Origin of the sequence: Agrobacterium sp. MCAB5 (genome assembly GCF_052114365.1) — a bacterium.
Lineage (GTDB): Bacteria > Pseudomonadota > Alphaproteobacteria > Rhizobiales > Rhizobiaceae > Agrobacterium > Agrobacterium tumefaciens.
In genome coordinates this window covers 279,052-297,362 of sequence record NZ_JBFREP010000004.1, presented here as the reverse complement: position 1 = coordinate 297,362, position 18,311 = coordinate 279,052, and the positions used below count along the sequence as shown (strand labels likewise).

Genomic DNA, 18,311 nt, shown 5'->3' with positions numbered 1-18,311 from the left:
TAGTTGGGCCAGCGCTTGGGAGGTCGGCTGGCCGGGGGAAAATCAAACCTTGGCGATGTAGGCAGACACCCAGACGTCAAGGAACGACAGGATCAGCCAAGCGATGGCGATGAAGGACCCGTATCGGATCAAGGTCTGAACTAGGATTTGCCAGCCAATGGTGTTGATGTTCGTGTTCATATTGGTCGACTCCGAGACTGTGCGTGTGGATGTGCAGTTCATGGTCTCAACCCTGATCCAGAGTGAAGGGATCACCGTCGCCCGCATCGGCGGCCGGTTCTTCCTTCGACTGCGCTGCATTGATGCGCGCCATGATGTCGGGGATTTCACTGTCGTATTCGCGCTTGCCGGCGTCGTATGATTCGAGCCAGAGCTTGTCGTCTACGGAACCGCCGTCGTAGCCGGAGACGCGGTCGAGGCCTGTCAGGCCAGCATGGAAGCCCTTGGCCTGGATCATCTGCTCGCCGTCGACGCGGTCGATCTGGGTCAGCAAGTCGCCGCCGGATGTTGCCGGGATGTAGCCGAGCCATTCAAGGTTCTCGCGCTCGCTCTTGAGCTTGTCGACGGGCTTCTGGTGATCCTCGGCATTGAAGGATTTGAGATAGTGGTCGAGCTTCTGCGCCGGGAAGCCGGAGGCCTTGGCGTTCTGCCGGTTCGATGACTTCTCGCCTTGCAGCGCCTTGATCTGGGCCGCTATGTCGCGGTCCTTCTTGTGATAGAAGGCGAAGAGAACGCGGCGCTCTCTTTCAGCTTTCGAATTGTCACCGATTTTTGCTGATGCTGTCATTCGCCTTCCCTTCCGTGTTGGGTTTATTGTCCGTTGTGGCTTTCCATCGCAGCCCGCACTTTCGAGCGAAGAGCTTCAATTTCGTCGCCAATATCCGTGAAATGATCGTCGCCATATTCTGCCTTTGCGCGCGCCATTTCCTCCTCCAACGACGCGATCTGCTGGGCGCAAAAGCGCAGATACGCGGCGTGAATGTTCTTGAATGCGTCGATGGTAAGAGCCTTGGCCTTACCGTTCCGGAGATGAGAGATTTGCCAAAAGGAAAGGCCGTATCTGCCGGCCAGTCGGCGCATGGCGTTATCGATGTCGCCGTTGCCCGATGTTTCCTTCTCCACCATTTTACGCACATACATTGTGGCGGCTGCCGTACTCATGATCTCTTTCCCTTGATTTCCCTGTTTATTAGCGATTGCTGTCAGTTCGATTTTGTCTGGCATGGAGCAAGCCTTCCTGCTGGGTTCTGGTAGGTTGAACTCAGCGGCGAGGAAGGCTTGGAAAGGAGCTACCCGCCGATTGGCGAAAGCCAGTAGTTGTCACGAGGCGTTCCGCCCGACCGTTCAGCCCGCCAGCCGAAAGGTTCGATAGCCTCGTTGATTTTGATGAAGTCGTTGCAGAGCGACACGAAAGACCAGATCGGTTCGGCCCGCCAAGACAGACCCGCTCTTGCCATAAGATGCTCTGCAGAAATTTGACCCGGATAAACCGCGCATAAGGCTTTGAAGACAGAGCCGGCGCGGGTGTCCGTCGTATGAGTTACCAGTGCCGGAAGCGGATATTGCTTGAGAGCTGCCATCACTTCCGCCCCACGAGAGCCGAATAAGCCAGAACAGTGGCGACGATGAAGACAGTGAAGACGAATGCCCACGCCACAAGGAGTTGCTGCTGTTCAGCGGAGAACGATGAAATCATCACTTCCTCCATCCGTAAGGCTGCTTGCCATTCTCGATAAGCACGGCGTCAACCTGCTTGATCAGGTCTTCCCGGCTGATGCGCTTCGGCACGCCCCGGAAGTCTTCCTTGTGCATAGAGTAGAGGCAGCGCCCGTGATAGGTCAGCTTGAAGCCGTATCGAGCCATGAGGTTTTGAAGAAATCCCCAATCGCTGGAGAAGCCGCGCTCGAACTTCCGAGGTTCGCCGTTCTTCTTGATCCACTCCGCAGTCATTGCGTTGATCGCGCTGCGGTCCTGGATGTGATGGTTGGGGGTTTGGAGTGATGTGTCCATCATGCTGCTACGAGCCTTTCAGCCTTTCTCACCTGTCGAGCCGAAGCCCAAGCGATCTGGCGACCGCAGCCTTCGCACTTAACGCGAGCGGCATGATTGGCCGGCTTGATTTCTGGCGCTTCTTCAAAGGTCGCCGTCTCCCCACCACACCAAAGGCAAGGCTTGAATGCACCTTTTGCTCTGGTGAGAGGAACATGATTGATGGGGAGAACGGCCATCATATCGCTTACTCAGCAGCTTCTAGCGGCAGGGTGTGGAAATACTCCGTGCAAGAAGCAGCGTACATTTCACCCAGGTTGCGGCCGTCGAGTACTGACCGAGCTTCATCGATCGCTTCTACAAGCTGTTCATTCGCAAGAACGCGGGCATTGAGCTTTCCGGTGCGCAGATCGCGCACTGCGGCGAGCTCCATGTCCGTTGCGCCGTTTTTGGAGACGTAGACATTGGTGACGCCCTTGCGAGCAACCGGAATGAGATCCCCTAGAGACTTCCAAACTGTCTCGATGGCATTCGCCCCATGGACCAGTTTCATTTTACCGATCTGGTTGAATTGCAACGAGCTGTACGCTCGCGCTCCCTTCGGGTTCATGACGTGGACCATGTCCTTGTCGAGCGTGCGGCCGTCAGCAGCAAATCGGTCGATCAAAGCCTTGACGATCTGGGCGCCGACGCTGACACTCACCTGTCTCGGGCCGATACCCAAAACATGCTTGTTCTTCTTCTGCGAGAAATCGGCCATGCCGATTGCCTCAGACCTGAAAGCAGAACGGAACTCTTTCTCACTAACTATGCGATTAGCCATTGTGCATGTCCTTCACAGATTTGAGCTGAGACATCACGGCATCGACCATGCCCATGTATTCAGCGATGAGAGTTTTGGAGGATCGCTTCACGATGTAAGCGTAGACGGCAGAGGGGTCGGCTTTCGCGCTTGCCATGGCGCGAACAGAACCAAAGAAGGCAACAGCCCGCTCGGTATCGGTAGCGACTTCATTGAAGTCAGCTCCAATCATTTCATCGCCGGTGGCGTCTATTTCTGCAGCTTCATCTTCGGACATCTCACGATGGAACTGGATGATGTTGCCGGTCTCGTTATCGATTGTGGTGATGTTCTTCGGCTTCCGAAGGTCTTCTATCTGGGCCTTGAGCCGTTCGATCTCGTCTTCGTAACCGGAACGGATGTTTTCAGACGCCTTGGCGACCTCAGCAGAAACTCTCTCGTCAATCGATTTGTTGAGAGTATCGAGTCCAGTCTTGAGAGCCTCCGCCTTTTCCTCCGCGACAGTCGCATCATGGTCAGCGAGGTCTCTGCCTTTTTTTGCCGCCTCGATTTCAGCTGTAAGCTTTGCGACCGTAGCCTTGGTGACAACCTCCCCGGCCTCAATCATCTTCTCGATTTCTTCTCGAACTTCGATAGGCGTTTTGGGAGCGGCGAGCTCGTAAAGGGCAGTAGGCTCCAAATCGCTCAGTGTGAGCGATTTCCCCTTGGAATAGCGAGCAACGGACATAAATCGCTTCGCCGTAGCCTCGCTCATTTGGAACTCGGAATTTATCCACGGGATAAATTTCCCGTGCCCGATGCTTTCTTTGATCGAGACCAGATCCTTCCCGATCTCGATGATGTCTTCCGCAGAGCGATGAAGCCGGAGCTTAATACGCTCGGCTGCTTCACGGGCCTTAATTGCTACCGGAGCCGGCACTGCGTCGTAATTGAACGACATCTGTTCGTTTTCGATGACTTTGAGCATCACTCAGCTGCCTCCGCACTCGCGAACAGATCGGGGCGAAGGACATCCTGCGGAATGCCCGTCACTCGGTTAACAGCACCGAGGCGCTCGGCAGGAACCTTGTCCCACTGCGCTACAGCGCCACGGGTGATGCCAAGTTCACGCGCCAGGCGTGCCAGCGGCATCCTGTCTCGTACTGCATCCATTCCAGTCAGCTTCTGCACTTCCACACTCCCTGTTTAGCGAGAATATGCAATATGTACAGTTTAACTAACATTCCGTCAAGCGCCTCTGATAGTGAGACTATCGAAGATTTGTACAGCGGGACCGAATATGTTGCCGCCATGGAACTGAATCAGCGAATTTTCACCGCTCGCGACAAAGCGAAGATGACCCAGCAACAGCTTGCCGACGCCGTCGGGAAGACGCGTGGAGCCGTGGCTCAGTGGGAAAAAGGCGATGTCGTTCCAAGGAGATCGACGCTTGAGGCAATCGCCAAAGCGACGAAAGTAAGTATCTTTTGGCTGGAGCGCGGTGGAGATGAAGCTTTTGCCGATTTAGGTCCGCAAGAGGCCAAACCAATGGCTGGGCTGCCGGTCGTCGGTGAAGTATCGGCTGGCGTTTGGCGTGAAGGCTCTTTCCGCTATGAGCGCAGATATGAACCTGTGGCAGCTTCGCCTGAATATCCTGGCTATGGACAAAGGCTCTACCGAGTCGTCGGAGACAGCATCAACCGAATCGCTGACAACGGCGAATATCTCCATTGCGTCGAACTGCACGCCGGCGGTCTCCAGCCGGAGCACGGCGATCTGGTAATTGTCCAGCGCATGCAGCACGGCCTTGCCGAGTACACCGCCAAGCAAATGATTTGGAAGGACGGCCGTTGGGTTCTTCGCCCGCTGAGTGACAACGAAAACTGGCAAGACGATATTGAACTTGATGGCGACGACGACACGGAAATCAAAGTCACTGACATCGTGATCGCGAAATGGTCACCGATTCCGCGCAGAAGCTTGATCCCGCGCGATAGAGATCCATTCAGATAACATCTCAGTTCAATAACTGATCTATCTCTAAGTTATCTGTTTTCTTCGATCTTGAACTTGATGAGAGGGAGGGAGACAGCAAAGCTCCCCCTACCCCTCAGGACCAATAGATCCCAAAAGGCAGGGAGAGCGTTTGCTCGACTTGAACCGTCAGGTCGGTCGGTCGATTTGCAGGGCGCCTCTCGGCTAACCCGTCCTCATTTTCTGGCAGCACAGTAGGACTTACGCTCCCCGCGCTTCGGGCTTCACCAGCCGGGGATTGCACCCGGTCGCCCGTCGACTGGAGAGACAGATACTCCTGTCGCGTTAGTTTTGTCTAGCCCAACTAAACTTTTTTCTCAGCCCCTCTTGCGCTCTGTATAGTTAGACTGTACAACTCTCCTCACAAGCCCACCGAATGAAGCTCCCTCGGGACGACGAAACGGAAGGGCGGGAACAACCCGGATGAGGATGGGAACATGAGCGTCGGACCTAAATACACAGCCTACCAGACATTGAAGCGCGACAACGCCGAGGTCCTCACATGGCTTGCCCATATCGGCAAGAAGGGCCGCCACACAGACGTTCTCTCCCTTTCCGTAGCCCACGCGACCGTCAAGCTGGTTGTTGCTGGACAGTATAGTGAAGGCGGCCAGAATTATTGGGACAGCCCGAAGGCTTTCAACGCTCTCCTCCTGAAATACGTCCACGACCATTTCGAAGAAATCAGCGCCGCCATCGTGTCCGACATGGAAGCCGCCGAGGCGAGAGCCAAAGCCGCCACCAAGGACGAGCTTCAAGCCGCTCTGGATGAACTCGACGCCTGATCCAACACGATCTCAACCACTGAGGATGAGCAAATGCCAATGGTAACGCGCTTCAACGTCGAAATGCATACCCGCAGCGGTTCTGCCCGTTACCTCACGCAGTTCGGTGACGGGATGGAGTGGACGTCGAACGGCGATGACGCTTTCGAATACGACGACGCCGAAGAAGCCGATGCAGACGCACAGCGTTACGGCGGCGAGGTGTTTGAGTTCCAGCGCCATGCACGTCGCGGTGAGATTGTTCTTCCTTCGCAGTGGGCCGAGCAGATTGTTCGCGGCGCAAATCTGCAGGCTGCGGAGTGATGGCTATGACACCAGATCGCAAAACCATCATCGATGATCGCAAGGTTGAGGAATTCTACTGGGGCGGCAGGATGGTTGTCTACATCGACAACCAGAAGACCGACGAGACTTACGAGGCTGCTTGCAAGCGTCTCAATCTCGAAGCCGGGGAGCGTGAATTTTCCGAAGGCATGATGCCCGGAGGGTTCAACTGATGAGCAACAAATACCGCGCAGAACAATACATCTCTATCAGCGCCAGCGAGAGCGGCACTGAGATCGAATTGCAGATGGTGGTGGACTTCACGGTACATCCCGGATCGCCAGCCACCATGATCGACCCGGCAGAGCTTCCTTCGGCTGAGGTTGATAACGCTCAATTCTTCCTGATGCAGAACGGCAAGCCAAGGCCCGAGCCTGTTTCGATGATGGTCTGGATGATCGACCGCTTTACCGAAGGCGAGGCCTTTCAGGAATGGCTTCTTTCCGAAGCTGACGACCAGCATCAGGCGGCACTCGAAGACCACGCCGACCAGCGCCGCGAGATAATGTGGGAGGATCGCCTGTGACCAAGAACACCGAAACGCTCGACAAGCTCTATCTCGAATGGAGCCAGTTCACCAAGGCTGAAACATCCAAGGAAATCAAACTTCAAAAGCGCATCGCGGATCTGATCGCCGTCTTGGTCGATTGCGAAGACTATTTCGACGGTCGCGCCGACGCTGATTGCGATCAGGACGGGTTCATACCCAACGACGAGATGCGGCTTCTCACAGCTGTGCGCGAGGCGCTCCACAGCGAGCCGTCAGCCGAATAGCCGCCCCGCATAGGGCTTCAGACAAGGGATAGGGAAATGGGAAAGCAGAAGAAACTGCGTGAAGCTGCCGCAAAATCAACGACACCGAATCCAGTAACACCGCTTAAAGTCGGAAGCCACACGTTCCCGGTTTTTACCGGTGCCAGTGCCGCGTTTGGTGCGCGCCTCAATGATTATCCGCCGATGTCAGCGGTTCCAGAAGTCCGGAAAGAGTTCCGGAATGCGTTCAGCACGCTGTTCTTTCGTGGCGGCTCTCTTGCCGACTTCGGCCTGTCGATCAAACCCGGGCTCGATCGCAATCAGGTCATGACCGCTTTGCGATCCCTTATGTCGTCTTTCGATCCCAAGCACGAGCACAAAGAGGCAGTTGTCGCTTGGTGCCTCAGTGAGTGGTGCGTCGAGACCCCCACCAAGTAACCACAGCACAGCGGGATAAGAAGATGAGCTACGCGAGCGAACAAGCGGTTCTCAACGGTCAGTGGAATGCAGCAGAGGCAGCTTTTCAGGCTGAGATAAAACGCCAGTTGCCTCACGTACTCATGCGCCCCGCTCTCATTCAGGACGGTAATGCATGGCTGGCCATCTACGGCGATTTGCCAACCGGCGTTGTCGGTACCGGCTCAACACCAGCCGAAGCCATGGCTGATTTTGATGCGGCTTGGACACGCCCCGCACGTACGCCAGCCTCCACCAACCCACCGGCTTTGTCAGAGTAACAACACACCACCCAGCGGGGTTTGTCAGCGTACCCGCGCATGAAAGGGCAGGAATAATGAGCATTTCAACTTTCGAAAACTTGTCCGAAGCCCCTTTTGCGTTCGGCTTGGAAGCCCAAGGCCACATCCCAATCGTTGAGGCTATGCTTGATGACGGAGCCGACTGGCAGGCGATCGGCAAGGCTATTGGGTGGGACGGTGACACTGCGGCGCAATATTACCACCGGTACTTGACCCGGCTCGCCGCGATGAAATGCGAGACCATTGGTGTTGAGGATCTTGAGGTCGGTTGCTGCCGCACATGCCGCGCCAGAGACGACATTTCCAAAGCCGAGAGGAGACCGTGATGGACGCTTTCTCCACCACCAACACACCAGAAGCGGATGACCCGACCGAGATTTACATCGAACTCCGCAATCTTTTTCGGAGGTCGGAAGCGTCTTCAAAGTCTTTCAACCGCCAGTTCTGCACCGTCATCGCCGTGATGCTCACCATTTGCAGTGTCTCCGCGTCCTGGGCCTTCGTCGGCTTACCGAAATACCAGCGCATGGCGCTTATCCAGCAGGAGAATGTCGCGTGGGCGAGATAATCGACCGGCCGGGACCGGAAATTTGGATCGGCGACGAGTCGGTCAACATCGTTGAAAATGCACGCAAGGCCATGGAGGCACGACAGATGGGCAATGCAGTTGAAATCCAGACGCCGCGGGATATCGCCAGCGACCAACCACGCGCTGCGATGACGCCAATGGAGATGGTAGGCCGCGCTCTCGAAATGGGCGTGTCAGCCGACATCCTCAAGCAGATGATGGACCTGCGCGACAGGGAAGATGCCAAGATGGCCCGCAAGGCTTTCGACACAGCGATTTCCCGGGCCAAGTCCAAGATGTCGCCGGTCATCAAAAACGCCACTGGTCACAACAACAAGCGCTATGCCGACTTCTCGGCAATCGCCCGCATGGTTGATCCGATCCTGTCGGAGTTCGGCCTGTCCTATCGCTTCAAGACAACCCAGATCGACAAGATCACCGTGACGTGCGTTCTTTCCCACGAGGACGGCCACTCAGAGGAGACGACGCTTTCCGCGCCTTCCGACACGACCGGAAACAAGAACGCTATCCAGGCAATCGGCAGCACGATTACGTACCTGTCGCGTTATTCACTGATGGCTTCTCTCGGCTTGTCTGCTTCGGAAGATGACGACGGTCGCTCCGCCGGCAGAAGCGATGATCAGCTTCGCACCATCACTCCTGAGCAGGTGAAGACAATCCAGAAACTGCTTGAGGAAACGGATTCCGACACAGCAAAATTCTGCGAGGTCGGCAAAATCAACTCGATCCCCGAAATGCTGGCCAGCCAATTCGATAGCGCCGTTCAGCTCCTGAACCAGAAGAAGTCAAAGCTCGGTCAAAGGATGGCATCATGATGCAGGTCTTTGACTTTGAGCAGGGTGAGGAGGAATGGTTCCTCGCCCGCATGGGGATACCCACGGCGAGCAAATTCGCCACGGTTATGGCCAAGGGCGAAGGAAAGACGCGCAGCGAGTACATGCGCAAGCTTGCCGGCGAAATCCTCACAGGTGAACCACAGGAAGCGTTTTCCAACGGCCACACCGAGCGCGGCAACGAGATGGAGGATGTGGCCCGGCAGACATATGCGTTTGTCGAAAGTGCTGAAATCAGGCGAGTGGGCTTCATCCGAAACGGCAACAAGGGCGCAAGCCCGGATAGCCTCGTGGGTGACAATGGCGGTCTGGAGATCAAAACCGCTCTTCCTCACATCCAGATTGACCGCCTCGAGCGGGATAGGTTGCCGCCCGAGCACAAAGCGCAGGTGCAAGGCAATCTCTGGCTGTCTGAGCGCGAGTGGTGGGATTTTGTTTCCTACTGGCCGAAGCTGCCGATCCTGACCGTGCGCGTCTATCGCGACGAGGATTACATCAAAACCATGGCTGACGAGATCGACCGGTTCAACGACGAGCTGGCCGCGCTGGTCGAGCGCATCCGCCACTACGGCGTGAAGGAGGCGGCGTGATGAAGAGGTGTCCAAAATGCCGTCTTAGTAAACCCCTTGATGGTTTCCATAAGAACCGCTCGTCGCGCGATGGGCTGCAGTCGGTTTGCAAGCCGTGCAGGATAGAAACAAACAAGAAATCACGTCGATTAAACCCAGAAAAGCGACGGGAGGTATTGCGTCGGCAGTACAAGAACGAGGTCTCCTCCAAAGGTTATCGAGCCAACAAGAGATCAAGCCCCCTACAAATAAGGGCTCACCACATGGTTGAGAACGCTGTCAAAGCGGGAAGGCTTATCAAGCCAACCGCCTGTAGTGCATGTGGTCGAACTCAATTCTCGATTCAGGCGCATCATGCGGACTATGGGAAACCCTTAGATGTGGTTTGGGTTTGCGCGCCTTGTCACGCTGACATTCATATCAATGAAGGGAAAGCCGCATGAGCACGCGCGAGGCTGTAGTCATCAACACCCCTGCCGACCGGGAGAAGGTCGTGCGCTGGGCGCGTGGCGTCTCTGACGGCACCATTGTCGAGTTCCGCAAGAGTACCCGTAGCCACGAGCAGAACGCCAAGATGCACGCAATGCTTGGCGAAGTCTCTGATCAGGTCGTCTGGTACGGCCAGAAACTCAAGGTCGAGGACTGGAAAAACATGTTCACCGCGTCGCTGCGCAAGGCGTCCGTGGTTCCGGGTATCGATCCAGGCACCGTTGTTCCTCTCGGCATCCACACGTCATCCATGACGATCGATGAGATGAGCAACATGATCGAACTGATTTACGCTTTCGGCTCCCAGAACGACGTGACGTTCAAAGACCCGAAACAAGACAACACCCCTTCCGACGACACCCCCTCCACCGCCTCGTCGTCGGCAGATGCTGGCAATACGCCAGTAGATGAGGCCGGAGCGGATGATTCCCCCGCATCGGATGCTCCGGCCTCGACCATATTCCCGATTGACCGGGCCGACCTGATCGAGTGCTGCCGAAAGCTGATGTTCATTGTGGTTGATCCGTCTCTGGAAACGCCACCTCAGCGTCGAGATACACTCATCGCGGCAAAAGACATGTGGAAGGGCCAGCTGCCCGAAGAACTTCACCCGCACATCGCAGGGTTCTTTGAGAGCGCCTATGCGCAAATCAAGGCCGATCCGAAGGTAATGCCTACGCTTCGGGAGAATGCTTTGACGCTCTACGCCGAGGTTCTGGACTGCAAGGTCTCTGATCTGGGAGGCGTCGATGATTGAAGCTTTCCCGCTTTCTTGGCCTCATGGATGGCCACGCACAAAGAACCCGAGCAGGTCTCGCTTCGATGTGCCGTTCACATCAGCGCGCGACGGCCTTATGGAGCAGATCCGCCTCTTAGGTGGAAGACTGCCTGTCCTGTCGAGCGACCTTGAACTCCGACGTGACGGTTTGCCTTACGCAAACCAGAGGGAACCTGCCGATAAAGGCGTTGCGGTCTATTTCGAGTGGAAGGGCCATCCCCGCGTTTTCGCTTGTGACAGGTGGGACAGGATCAAGGACAACATTCGAGCGCTTGAAAAGACCATCGAAGCCATTCGCGGCATTGAGCGCTGGGGCGCTTCCGACATGCTGGAGCGTGCCTTCACCGGGTTTACCGCTCTGCCGTCTCCTGGCGCGAATCGATCTTGGCGCGAGGTGCTCGGCTTTGAGCGCGCCTCTAACCCGGATCGGGAAGGAATTGAACTCGCATTCCGCAGCAAGGCAAAGCGAGCGCATCCTGACGCCGGAGGCAGCACCGAGGCGATGGCTGAACTGAACGCAGCTCGCGCCGAAGCTCTTCAGGAGGTGAGCCGATGAACCGGTTGATCCGCCGCGCCATCCACCACTGGCTCACTTGGAAGTCGAGACAGAAGCTTGCCCGGGAATACAACTGGCAAACCGAGATCGACGCCGAGATCCGACAGGCAAAGCAATCCCGCAGTAAGACAGGACGTGTCCGCGATCTGGAGCGCCTCAAGCGGGACATGATGACACGCGCGCTGGGAGGGCAGAGGTGATGGCCCGGACAGTAGACGAGTGGATCGGCAAGACCGATGACGCCAAAGTGCCGCCACGGGTTCGCCAGCGCGTGTTCGACCGGCATAACGGCATATGCCACCTGACCGGCCGCAAAATCCAGCCTGGGGAGCGCTGGGAGCTTGAGCACGTTCATGCGCTGATTCTTGGCGGACAGCACCGCGAGAGCAATCTGGCGCCTGCACTCTATGCCGCTCACAAGGTCAAGACGGCCACCGAGATGAAGGTGAAGTCGAAAATCGCCCGCGTGCGCAAGAAGCACATAGGCATCGCGAAACCTAAGTCATCCCTATCGCACCCGAACCTGAAACGCCTGATGGACGGCACGGTCGTTGACCGCCGCACCGGTGAAATCGTGGGAGGCAGGCAGCCATGACCAAGCGAGTGACCGATCTGGAAAAGTTTGCGCTGGAGCAAGTCTGGCGCCCGTATCAGAACCGCGACGGCTTTGCATTCGCGCAAGAAGACCGGTTCGAAGCATTGCCGATGAGCCTTGAGGAAACAGCCAAGCTGCTGATCACGGATGAATCCGGCTGGTCCAAGTGCGTCCTCGATCGCATCAGCGCCATTGGCTTCACGTTCCCGCCCTACATCAATCACCCGCTCGTGGACGTTGTTCGCACGGCGCAGGAATTTCGGAAAGGCACAAAGCCATGACCGCATTGGAAGAACTCAAGAAGGCTTTCCCGAACATGTTCCGTCCGCTGAAATGGCATCATTTCGACGGCGCGACCGAACACGGCTGCGGGGAATGGTATGCTCACGCAACACGCGGCATGTACCACATTTACGATGTGCGGGAGAAGTTTCCGAACGACAGGCCGTTTTACGCAAAGGAACTATCCGACCAGTTCGATACGTTGGAGCAGGCTCAAGATGCAGTCCAGAATCGGCATGAGCTGGATATCGTCATGTGCCTTGATCCCGACTTTCGCTCCACCATCGAAAGCTTGCAGAGAGAGAACGAGCGCCTCCAAGCCGAGATCGACCGAAAATCCTCAATTCCCGGCGATCACCGCTATTGGGAAGGCCGGTATCGGGATGAGGCTGCGGAGAATGAGCGGCTGCGTGAGGCGTTGGAAGAAATTCGCGACGAGGACAGCTACGAGAAACTCGAGTCCTTTGACGGCTCCGGCAAGCACATCACACGGACGGTCTACGGGGAGTTCGGAGAAATCGCCAACACCGCCCTCGCCAGCACAGGAGGCGAACACAATGCAGAGTGAAGAACTGAAGCGCAAGTCAATCGCGTTTGACGACATGTCGCCAGATGAAAGCATTGGCGCTTTCGGCGGATCGGGACAGTGGGTAGAGCTTTGCACCGTTCGCGATATGCGTAAGCTTGAAACCGCCCTGCCCGTTGCGAACCCTATTCGCTGGATGTGGGAAGAGCGGCGTTTTGCGGAAAGCGACATCTGGGACGATATGTACGATGACGAGCCTCCTGCGCCTCATAAGCAGGTGCGCAACATTCGCCCTCTCTACGCCGCGCCGCCTGCCCCTCCCGCACCATCCGTAGCCGTGAAGGCTTTGGAGTGGGCGGAAGGCCCGGACGGCTCCTATATGGAGGTATCTGAAAGCATACTCGGGACTTACAGGGTATGGGAAATAAATGGGATGGCCTGCGTATCTCTTGAGGGCGGACCCGGTAGAATTTCTGGTGCTACCATACCGGAAGCCAAAGCCGCCGCACAAGCCGACTATGATGCCCGCATTCGCTCCGCCCTCGCCGCACAGGTGCAGGACGTGACGGGGTTTCAGCAGCGTGTTGAAGCCGCACACCGCGCCTTATTTCACGACGACCCCACAGATGTTGAAGAGCGCCGCGCCCGGTTCTGGGAAGAAGCAGGAGAGACGGTTCAAGCGTTCGGGATGACAGAGGAAGATGCTATCGAGCTTGTGCGCTACACATGGAGTCGAGCCAAGGGCGAACCTGCCAAAGAGATCGGGGCCGCCATGTTGACGCTTGCATCGCTCTGCGTTGTCGCAGGATATGACCTTTCGGAATGCGCCGAGGCTGATCTGGAAAAGCTTCAACGCCCAGAAACGATAGCCCGCATTCGCGCCAAACGCTCGACCCGTCATGGACGCGGCCCGCTTCCCGGCTTCGATCCAGAAGCACCCGCAAAGCAGGAGGGCTGACCAATGAGTGAACAGATGACGCGTGTCACTGATGTTGTCGACCTGCTGAACAAGGTTTGTTTTGTTCAGTACAATACGGGCTGGTCAAGTACGTCACTTGCGAAAGATGCCGCTGCTGAAATCACCCGCCTCCGCCAACTCCTATCCGAAGCAGAGAAGCGCGAGCGGGAGGCAAGGGCGGAGGCGCTGGAGGAGGCTGCGCTGTGGCACGATTCCGAAGTCGCGCGGTACACGGCGCAGATTGCGCAAAACGATGAATACCTCAAGCGCGTCGGCTCTTCAGAATCCTGTCGCGCTAACGAATATTGCGACGACCAGCGGTCAACGCATCGTCGCTCTGCTGCACATCTTCGGTCTCTGGCCCGAGCGGCGCTTGAAAGGAGCGAGGGATGACGAGACGACCATCCTCAATCCCGTCTGGTAGCTGGCCAGTGAGAATGACTGCAGAAGTCGCGGCCGGTTATTGCGGGGAAAAGCACGTCGAGGACTTCCTGGAGCGCGTCGGGTCAACATACCCGTCTCCGAGAGTTGTTGACAGCACGCGCCGGAAGTTCTGGTATCGAGAAGATCTCGATAAAGCCATGGGCCTTGATGGCCAACACATATCGACGTTTGGAGCACGGTTCCGTGAAAAGATCAGGGAAAAGCGGCACAGTGGAACTGCCTAAGCACGTGCACCGGGTGACCAAGCGCCGCAAGGATGGCTCGACCACGGTCTACACCTTCTACACCCGGTCGCGAAACACGAAGGAAGCATGGCCTTCCATTGCCCTGCCTGATCCGCTTGACCGGGATTTTTCTCTGCGCCTTTCGATCTGCGAGAGCATGGAGCGAGATGGCAAAGGCTTCATCCTCGACGGGACCCGCCTCCCCGACATCAAGAGCGAGGAGTTTTGGGGAAAGGCTGAAAAAGCATTCTCATCACGAGTGCGCCGCGGCCGCGAGGGCGTGAAGGACTTCAAATCTCTGGTGGAATCTTTCCAGAGCGAGACGAACCCCACTTGGACCGAATTGGCTCCGTCCACCCAGCGCGGGTATAAGGCATCGGGCACGATGATCGTTGAGACGTGGGGCGACATGCTGCCCTCCGACCTCACGACAGTTGACGCTCAGGAGGCCATAGACGAGCTAGGAGAGACGCCAGCGACCGCCAACCAGTTCAGGGCCTTCCTGTCCCGCCTGATGTCTTGGGGCGTCCCCAGAGGCTACTGCACGACCAACGTGATTGAACACACCGAGAAGATTCCCGGCGGCGAACCATGGGTGCCGTGGCCGAACTGGGCCTTCGAGATTATGTTCGAACACGCACCTTTCCATCTCAAACTCATCTGCCTGTCAGCCTTTTTCACCGGCCAGAGACAGAGCGACGTCATCAAGATGAAAAAGCCGAAGTCCGGCGACACGACAATGGAAGTTAGAGCGCAGAAGACGAAGAACTCCGTCTGGATACCGATCCACTCCGAATACCGGAAATGGATGGAAAGAGCGCCAAAGTCGGACAGCATAATGCTGCACGCCGGTTCTCGAACTTCCTCATATAAGACGGCCGATGGTTTCCGAACCGAATGGCAAAAGCTCATGAACAAAGACGAGTTCAAGAGGTTCCGGGAAAACAGGATCGTGTTCCACGGGTTGCGAAAGAATGCGGTGATTAATCTGCTGGAGGTTGGCTGCACCGAAAGCCAGGTTGGCGCGATCTGCAATATGTCGACGCAGATGGTGCAGCATTACGGGCGCGAGGTTGCGCTTCGGAGCTTGGCAAAAGATGCCATGAAGCTCATGGAAGACCGATGGAAAGAAATTGAGCCCTTGGCCTTCCGAAACAGTGGTGATAAATAGCTAATTGCGGTTCCCAATTCACCAAACGTTCTCGGTTTATCTCGGGTGTGTTTCGGATAGATTGGAAACCGCTAATATTGTTTTCTCAGTATTTATTGGATTTCAATATAACTCTTAATCAGCGGGTCGTAGGTTCGAGCCCTACATCACCCACCAAATTCTTCAAAAATGACAAGACGTTGCGGTGCTAAGTTAAAGCATCGCCTTCGGCGCTGGGGACTGAAAAAACAGTTCGCATTCGGCGCGCCTAAACATGCGGCCGCGACAGCGGACTTAACTCCCAAGAAAACCTACAACTTCGTTTCGGGTATGATTTTTGTCCCGATAAAACGTGGCCCCAAGGGCCGTCCGGTAATACGGCTTGCGAATTCCTCGGTGAAAGGAACAGGCGCTGCCCGCYTCACCGCGTCGATGGCGGAATCGATAAAGGCTTGCCGTCTTGGACTGTCTTCCTGCGGGCGCGCGGCTGTGACGACCACCTTGCCCCTTATCTGCCCATCCTTATGCAGAATGAACTGAAGCGTCACGACAAGCCCCTCCGTGTCTTCCGGCGGCACCCAGCATGCGTAAATCGCATCGAACATTTCTTTGAGGTTGCTGACCGGAGCAGGATCGTTGCAGACCCGCGACTGGCYCAAAGCCTGCGTCAGAAAACCCGCGTACAGGGTGGCCAGTGCCACGATACCCGGCAGCTTGAGGCCGCAGAAGAATAAAACGAACGCTTGATCAAATCCATTATCCTCTGTCGGAAAGCGATCAGCCTGGCCCATCCACCAATTAACGTCATTTTAGAAAAAATATTTTTGTCAGTAAAAACTCTTCGCTGATTCAGCAATCGATACATAAAAAATAATAAAGTCCACGATACACACAGAAAAATCATAAATACATCAAAATAAAACTCAAAATAAATGAAAAACAATTGAAAATAAAAAAAATAGTTTCGAAATAGAAAAATAATATATTTGTTTCATAAAAATAAAATCACAAATAAAGGCAAAAATTCGAAATATTTATTTATATATATTTGTAATATTTAAAATAGACTGGATATCTCGAAAAGTTACCCATAACGAACCCTTCGCAATTTAACCAAAACCCGCAGTTTGCATTGCAAGCCACTGGTTTGGTTGTATGCATTGCCMAGCCAGAACGATGGCGCAAAAGGGGGATATYATGAMATCAAAATGGGTAACGGCGGTGTTTTTCGSRGCTACGYTGACKGTTGCGGGTGCGGCGCAGGCGGACGACCTCGTCTTTTCGCTGAAGAACGGAACGAACTCCGTTCTCAATGCCTTCTACACCTCGCCGGTCGGCGTCGATGACTGGGAAGACGACGTTTTCGGAAAGAAGGCGCTTGGTCCGGGCGAAACGATGGAGATCACCATCGCCGATGGCCGCCGCGTGTGCAAATACGACATGCGTTTCGAATTCCAGGGCGATGAGCTGGAAGACCTCGAGGATACGCAGAACCTGTGCGAACTCGGCGARTATACCATCACCGAGTAATAATCCGGCAATAAYGGCCCTGCCCGATCATGGCGGGGCCTGCACCAACAAGCGGCCTTCAAAAAAAYCAGCCGCTCCGGCAACGCCGGTTTTGCAACACATCTACTGAAACGACGAAATATCAGCGCGGCAGTGCCACCCGCTCCGCAAAGCGGTCTTAATCATGCCTATGATTGTCGTGATGAGATTGATCGTCAACATATTGCTTTTCGCCCTCGGCGCAGTCGGAAGCGGCGTATGTGCGTTTCTATTGTCGGGGACGCTTGCCGATTCCGGATTTCTCGGTTCCTGTTTCGAGGGAAGTTGTGCCTATGCGGCGCTTTTCATGGTGCTGCCCGTCACATGGTTCGTGCTTTTTGCGCTTTATGTCATGGCATTGCTAGTCTGGAGACGAAAACCTTTCCGGAACGGAAGGCTCTGAAATAGGTAAGACGGCGCCGCCGCTACCGGACGTTCGTTGACAGCCATCGAGACTTGCCGTTAACGTCCCGCCTGCTGGGGGATTCGCTGCCATTGATATACGGGCCTGCCCGATATCATAGGCCTCTGAATGTGCATGTTTCCGATTTGCGCGTCGCTTAACGACGTGCATGGCGGAAAACAGGGAGACCAAACGATGCGGGCCGCAATTAATTCTCCATCGCTTTCTATCGATACTATGGACTATCAGGCCGAGTGCCAGTTCGCGCTGGAGCCCTCCATTCAAGGGCTGATCGAAAAAGCGGAAGACGCTGGCTGGAACCGCCAGCAAGCCGCGCTTGCCATTGTCGCGCTCGCCAGTGAACATCTGAGTGACCTGCTTCCAGGCCTCACCGTACCCGATCAACGCCCCCTGTCCTGACAGCCTCCCGCCCGCCGGAGCTGATCAGCACCCGGCATGATTGCCAAAGCATCCCGAAAATTGATTGAGCAGGCCGGAGTATCCCCMRTCGCGCCCGCAMSGGCCTTCGATGCTCCGTCRCAAGCGCGAGGGACAAACGCTCCAGGCGACCCCTTCCCCCCTCAACGCAGCCCGTAGTGTCCCCGTCACAGACCATCTCCAGGGCATTTCAGCTGCCCTTTAAGTATCGCTGCCACAGTGTTGACATAAGCGACCGATAATGAGAACATAAAGTGAACATTATGGAGGTCAGCGATGAACGCAGCAGACGCAACCATAGAAAATGCCCTGTCCGTGGTCGCTCGCTCCCGCGATATGCGCGAGCGCGCGCTCGAGAGACGACGGGAATTGCAGCGGCGAACGGAAGTCATCATCGCCCGGCCGCTCTACGTGCTGAAAAAGAATGAAGGCCCGAAGCAATTGTCGCTGAAACTCGACAGCTAGATGGCAAAAAGCAAATCCCGTGCGGATTACCTCACACACG

General features: G+C 55.8%; 34 protein-coding genes. 25 read left to right on the top strand and 9 right to left on the bottom strand.

What is annotated here, in order from left to right; all coding sequences use genetic code 11:
• Positions 1-42 precede the first annotated feature (42 nt).
• The 8 genes from AB4Z23_RS12220 to AB4Z23_RS12185 all read right to left on the bottom strand — a co-directional run bounded on the left by AB4Z23_RS12220 (position 43) and on the right by AB4Z23_RS12185 (position 3,961).
• Complete coding sequence (locus AB4Z23_RS12220) at positions 43-180, bottom strand: hypothetical protein (RefSeq protein ID WP_441360194.1); 138 nt, start codon at positions 178-180, stop codon at positions 43-45.
• 46 nt (positions 181-226) lie between these two features.
• On the bottom strand, positions 227-787 hold the full coding sequence (locus AB4Z23_RS12215; protein WP_441360193.1) for a hypothetical protein: 561 nt from the start codon (positions 785-787) through the stop codon (positions 227-229).
• Between the two features lie 23 nt (positions 788-810).
• Positions 811-1,224 carry a hypothetical protein gene (locus AB4Z23_RS12210; protein WP_441360192.1) on the bottom strand — a complete coding sequence of 138 codons (414 nt, stop codon included), beginning with the start codon at positions 1,222-1,224 and terminating at the stop codon, positions 811-813.
• Between the two features lie 65 nt (positions 1,225-1,289).
• A complete protein-coding gene (locus AB4Z23_RS12205; protein ID WP_112496883.1) occupies positions 1,290-1,580 on the bottom strand; it encodes a hypothetical protein in 291 nt (96 codons plus the stop codon).
• A gap of 115 nt (positions 1,581-1,695) precedes the next feature.
• On the bottom strand, positions 1,696-2,013 hold the full coding sequence (locus AB4Z23_RS12200) for a hypothetical protein (protein ID WP_441360191.1): 318 nt from the start codon (positions 2,011-2,013) through the stop codon (positions 1,696-1,698).
• Between the two features lie 223 nt (positions 2,014-2,236).
• Positions 2,237-2,749: a hypothetical protein gene (locus tag AB4Z23_RS12195; protein WP_441360189.1), complete on the bottom strand. Its 513-nt coding sequence runs from the start codon at positions 2,747-2,749 to the stop codon at positions 2,237-2,239.
• A gap of 55 nt (positions 2,750-2,804) precedes the next feature.
• Positions 2,805-3,758, bottom strand: a complete 954-nt coding sequence (locus tag AB4Z23_RS12190; RefSeq protein ID WP_441360276.1) for a DUF3102 domain-containing protein — start codon at positions 3,756-3,758, stop codon at positions 2,805-2,807.
• Positions 3,758-3,961 (bottom strand): YdaS family helix-turn-helix protein, encoded by a 204-nt coding sequence (locus tag AB4Z23_RS12185; protein ID WP_441360188.1) that lies wholly within the window; start codon positions 3,959-3,961, stop codon positions 3,758-3,760. The genes AB4Z23_RS12190 and AB4Z23_RS12185 overlap by 1 nt, the downstream gene beginning before the upstream one ends.
• A gap of 33 nt (positions 3,962-3,994) precedes the next feature.
• Between AB4Z23_RS12185 and AB4Z23_RS12180 the strand changes: the two genes are divergently transcribed.
• The 21 genes from AB4Z23_RS12180 to AB4Z23_RS12080 all read left to right on the top strand — a co-directional run bounded on the left by AB4Z23_RS12180 (position 3,995) and on the right by AB4Z23_RS12080 (position 15,438).
• Positions 3,995-4,783, top strand: a complete 789-nt coding sequence (locus tag AB4Z23_RS12180; RefSeq protein WP_441360187.1) for a helix-turn-helix domain-containing protein — start codon at positions 3,995-3,997, stop codon at positions 4,781-4,783.
• Between the two features lie 458 nt (positions 4,784-5,241).
• Positions 5,242-5,589, top strand: coding sequence for a hypothetical protein (locus AB4Z23_RS12175; protein ID WP_441360186.1), 348 nt, complete (start codon positions 5,242-5,244; stop codon positions 5,587-5,589).
• A gap of 33 nt (positions 5,590-5,622) precedes the next feature.
• On the top strand, positions 5,623-5,892 hold the full coding sequence (locus AB4Z23_RS12170; protein WP_441360185.1) for a hypothetical protein: 270 nt from the start codon (positions 5,623-5,625) through the stop codon (positions 5,890-5,892).
• A gap of 5 nt (positions 5,893-5,897) precedes the next feature.
• A complete protein-coding gene (locus AB4Z23_RS12165) occupies positions 5,898-6,086 on the top strand; it encodes a hypothetical protein (protein ID WP_441360184.1) in 189 nt (62 codons plus the stop codon).
• Positions 6,086-6,439, top strand: a complete 354-nt coding sequence (locus AB4Z23_RS12160) for a hypothetical protein (protein WP_441360183.1) — start codon at positions 6,086-6,088, stop codon at positions 6,437-6,439. The genes AB4Z23_RS12165 and AB4Z23_RS12160 overlap by 1 nt, the downstream gene beginning before the upstream one ends.
• Positions 6,436-6,687, top strand: coding sequence for a hypothetical protein (locus AB4Z23_RS12155; RefSeq protein ID WP_441360182.1), 252 nt, complete (start codon positions 6,436-6,438; stop codon positions 6,685-6,687). The genes AB4Z23_RS12160 and AB4Z23_RS12155 overlap by 4 nt, the downstream gene beginning before the upstream one ends.
• A 36-nt stretch (positions 6,688-6,723) precedes the next feature.
• Complete coding sequence (locus AB4Z23_RS12150) at positions 6,724-7,104, top strand: hypothetical protein (protein ID WP_441360181.1); 381 nt, start codon at positions 6,724-6,726, stop codon at positions 7,102-7,104.
• Between the two features lie 23 nt (positions 7,105-7,127).
• Positions 7,128-7,403 carry a hypothetical protein gene (locus AB4Z23_RS12145; RefSeq protein ID WP_441360180.1) on the top strand — a complete coding sequence of 92 codons (276 nt, stop codon included), beginning with the start codon at positions 7,128-7,130 and terminating at the stop codon, positions 7,401-7,403.
• A gap of 56 nt (positions 7,404-7,459) precedes the next feature.
• Positions 7,460-7,750 carry a hypothetical protein gene (locus AB4Z23_RS12140; protein ID WP_441360179.1) on the top strand — a complete coding sequence of 97 codons (291 nt, stop codon included), beginning with the start codon at positions 7,460-7,462 and terminating at the stop codon, positions 7,748-7,750.
• Positions 7,750-7,992 carry a hypothetical protein gene (locus AB4Z23_RS12135; protein ID WP_441360178.1) on the top strand — a complete coding sequence of 81 codons (243 nt, stop codon included), beginning with the start codon at positions 7,750-7,752 and terminating at the stop codon, positions 7,990-7,992. The genes AB4Z23_RS12140 and AB4Z23_RS12135 overlap by 1 nt, the downstream gene beginning before the upstream one ends.
• The gene (locus tag AB4Z23_RS12130) at positions 7,980-8,828 is read left to right on the top strand and encodes an ERF family protein (protein WP_441360177.1); all 849 of its coding nucleotides are present in this window, start codon (positions 7,980-7,982) and stop codon (positions 8,826-8,828) included. Before AB4Z23_RS12135 ends, AB4Z23_RS12130 begins: the two co-directional genes overlap by 13 nt.
• Entirely contained in the window at positions 8,825-9,436 is a 612-nt protein-coding gene (locus AB4Z23_RS12125) for a lambda exonuclease family protein (RefSeq protein ID WP_441360176.1), read from the top strand. Before AB4Z23_RS12130 ends, AB4Z23_RS12125 begins: the two co-directional genes overlap by 4 nt.
• A 418-nt stretch (positions 9,437-9,854) precedes the next feature.
• Entirely contained in the window at positions 9,855-10,661 is an 807-nt protein-coding gene (locus AB4Z23_RS12120) for a recombination protein NinB (protein ID WP_441360175.1), read from the top strand.
• On the top strand, positions 10,654-11,238 hold the full coding sequence (locus AB4Z23_RS12115; protein WP_441360174.1) for a J domain-containing protein: 585 nt from the start codon (positions 10,654-10,656) through the stop codon (positions 11,236-11,238). The genes AB4Z23_RS12120 and AB4Z23_RS12115 overlap by 8 nt, the downstream gene beginning before the upstream one ends.
• Positions 11,235-11,438 carry a hypothetical protein gene (locus tag AB4Z23_RS12110; RefSeq protein WP_441360173.1) on the top strand — a complete coding sequence of 68 codons (204 nt, stop codon included), beginning with the start codon at positions 11,235-11,237 and terminating at the stop codon, positions 11,436-11,438. The genes AB4Z23_RS12115 and AB4Z23_RS12110 overlap by 4 nt, the downstream gene beginning before the upstream one ends.
• A complete protein-coding gene (locus AB4Z23_RS12105) occupies positions 11,438-11,833 on the top strand; it encodes an HNH endonuclease (RefSeq protein WP_035198512.1) in 396 nt (131 codons plus the stop codon). The genes AB4Z23_RS12110 and AB4Z23_RS12105 overlap by 1 nt, the downstream gene beginning before the upstream one ends.
• A gap of 8 nt (positions 11,834-11,841) precedes the next feature.
• Positions 11,842-12,114 (top strand): hypothetical protein, encoded by a 273-nt coding sequence (locus tag AB4Z23_RS12100; protein ID WP_441360172.1) that lies wholly within the window; start codon positions 11,842-11,844, stop codon positions 12,112-12,114.
• Positions 12,111-12,683 (top strand): hypothetical protein, encoded by a 573-nt coding sequence (locus AB4Z23_RS12095; protein WP_441360171.1) that lies wholly within the window; start codon positions 12,111-12,113, stop codon positions 12,681-12,683. Before AB4Z23_RS12100 ends, AB4Z23_RS12095 begins: the two co-directional genes overlap by 4 nt.
• Positions 12,673-13,599 (top strand): hypothetical protein, encoded by a 927-nt coding sequence (locus AB4Z23_RS12090; protein WP_441360170.1) that lies wholly within the window; start codon positions 12,673-12,675, stop codon positions 13,597-13,599. The genes AB4Z23_RS12095 and AB4Z23_RS12090 overlap by 11 nt, the downstream gene beginning before the upstream one ends.
• A gap of 3 nt (positions 13,600-13,602) precedes the next feature.
• Positions 13,603-13,992: a hypothetical protein gene (locus tag AB4Z23_RS12085; RefSeq protein ID WP_441360169.1), complete on the top strand. Its 390-nt coding sequence runs from the start codon at positions 13,603-13,605 to the stop codon at positions 13,990-13,992.
• A gap of 138 nt (positions 13,993-14,130) precedes the next feature.
• On the top strand, positions 14,131-15,438 hold the full coding sequence (locus AB4Z23_RS12080; protein WP_441360168.1) for a tyrosine-type recombinase/integrase: 1,308 nt from the start codon (positions 14,131-14,133) through the stop codon (positions 15,436-15,438).
• Between the two features lie 290 nt (positions 15,439-15,728).
• On the opposite strand, the gene AB4Z23_RS12075 is transcribed toward AB4Z23_RS12080, so the two are convergent.
• Positions 15,729-16,208, bottom strand: coding sequence for a hypothetical protein (locus AB4Z23_RS12075; protein WP_441360167.1), 480 nt, complete (start codon positions 16,206-16,208; stop codon positions 15,729-15,731).
• Positions 16,209-16,614: 406 nt separating this feature from the next.
• Here AB4Z23_RS12075 and AB4Z23_RS12070 point away from each other — a divergent pair, with 406 nt between their 5' ends.
• The 4 genes from AB4Z23_RS12070 (at position 16,615) to AB4Z23_RS12055 (ending at position 18,271) form a co-directional block, all read left to right on the top strand.
• Positions 16,615-16,947: a hypothetical protein gene (locus AB4Z23_RS12070; RefSeq protein ID WP_441360166.1), complete on the top strand. Its 333-nt coding sequence runs from the start codon at positions 16,615-16,617 to the stop codon at positions 16,945-16,947.
• A 169-nt stretch (positions 16,948-17,116) separates the two neighbouring features.
• Positions 17,117-17,368 (top strand): hypothetical protein, encoded by a 252-nt coding sequence (locus AB4Z23_RS12065; protein ID WP_003515464.1) that lies wholly within the window; start codon positions 17,117-17,119, stop codon positions 17,366-17,368.
• Between the two features lie 195 nt (positions 17,369-17,563).
• Positions 17,564-17,788: a hypothetical protein gene (locus AB4Z23_RS12060; protein WP_003515467.1), complete on the top strand. Its 225-nt coding sequence runs from the start codon at positions 17,564-17,566 to the stop codon at positions 17,786-17,788.
• Positions 17,789-18,082: 294 nt separating this feature from the next.
• Positions 18,083-18,271, top strand: a complete 189-nt coding sequence (locus tag AB4Z23_RS12055) for a hypothetical protein (protein WP_003515469.1) — start codon at positions 18,083-18,085, stop codon at positions 18,269-18,271.
• Positions 18,272-18,311: the final 40 nt, after the last annotated feature.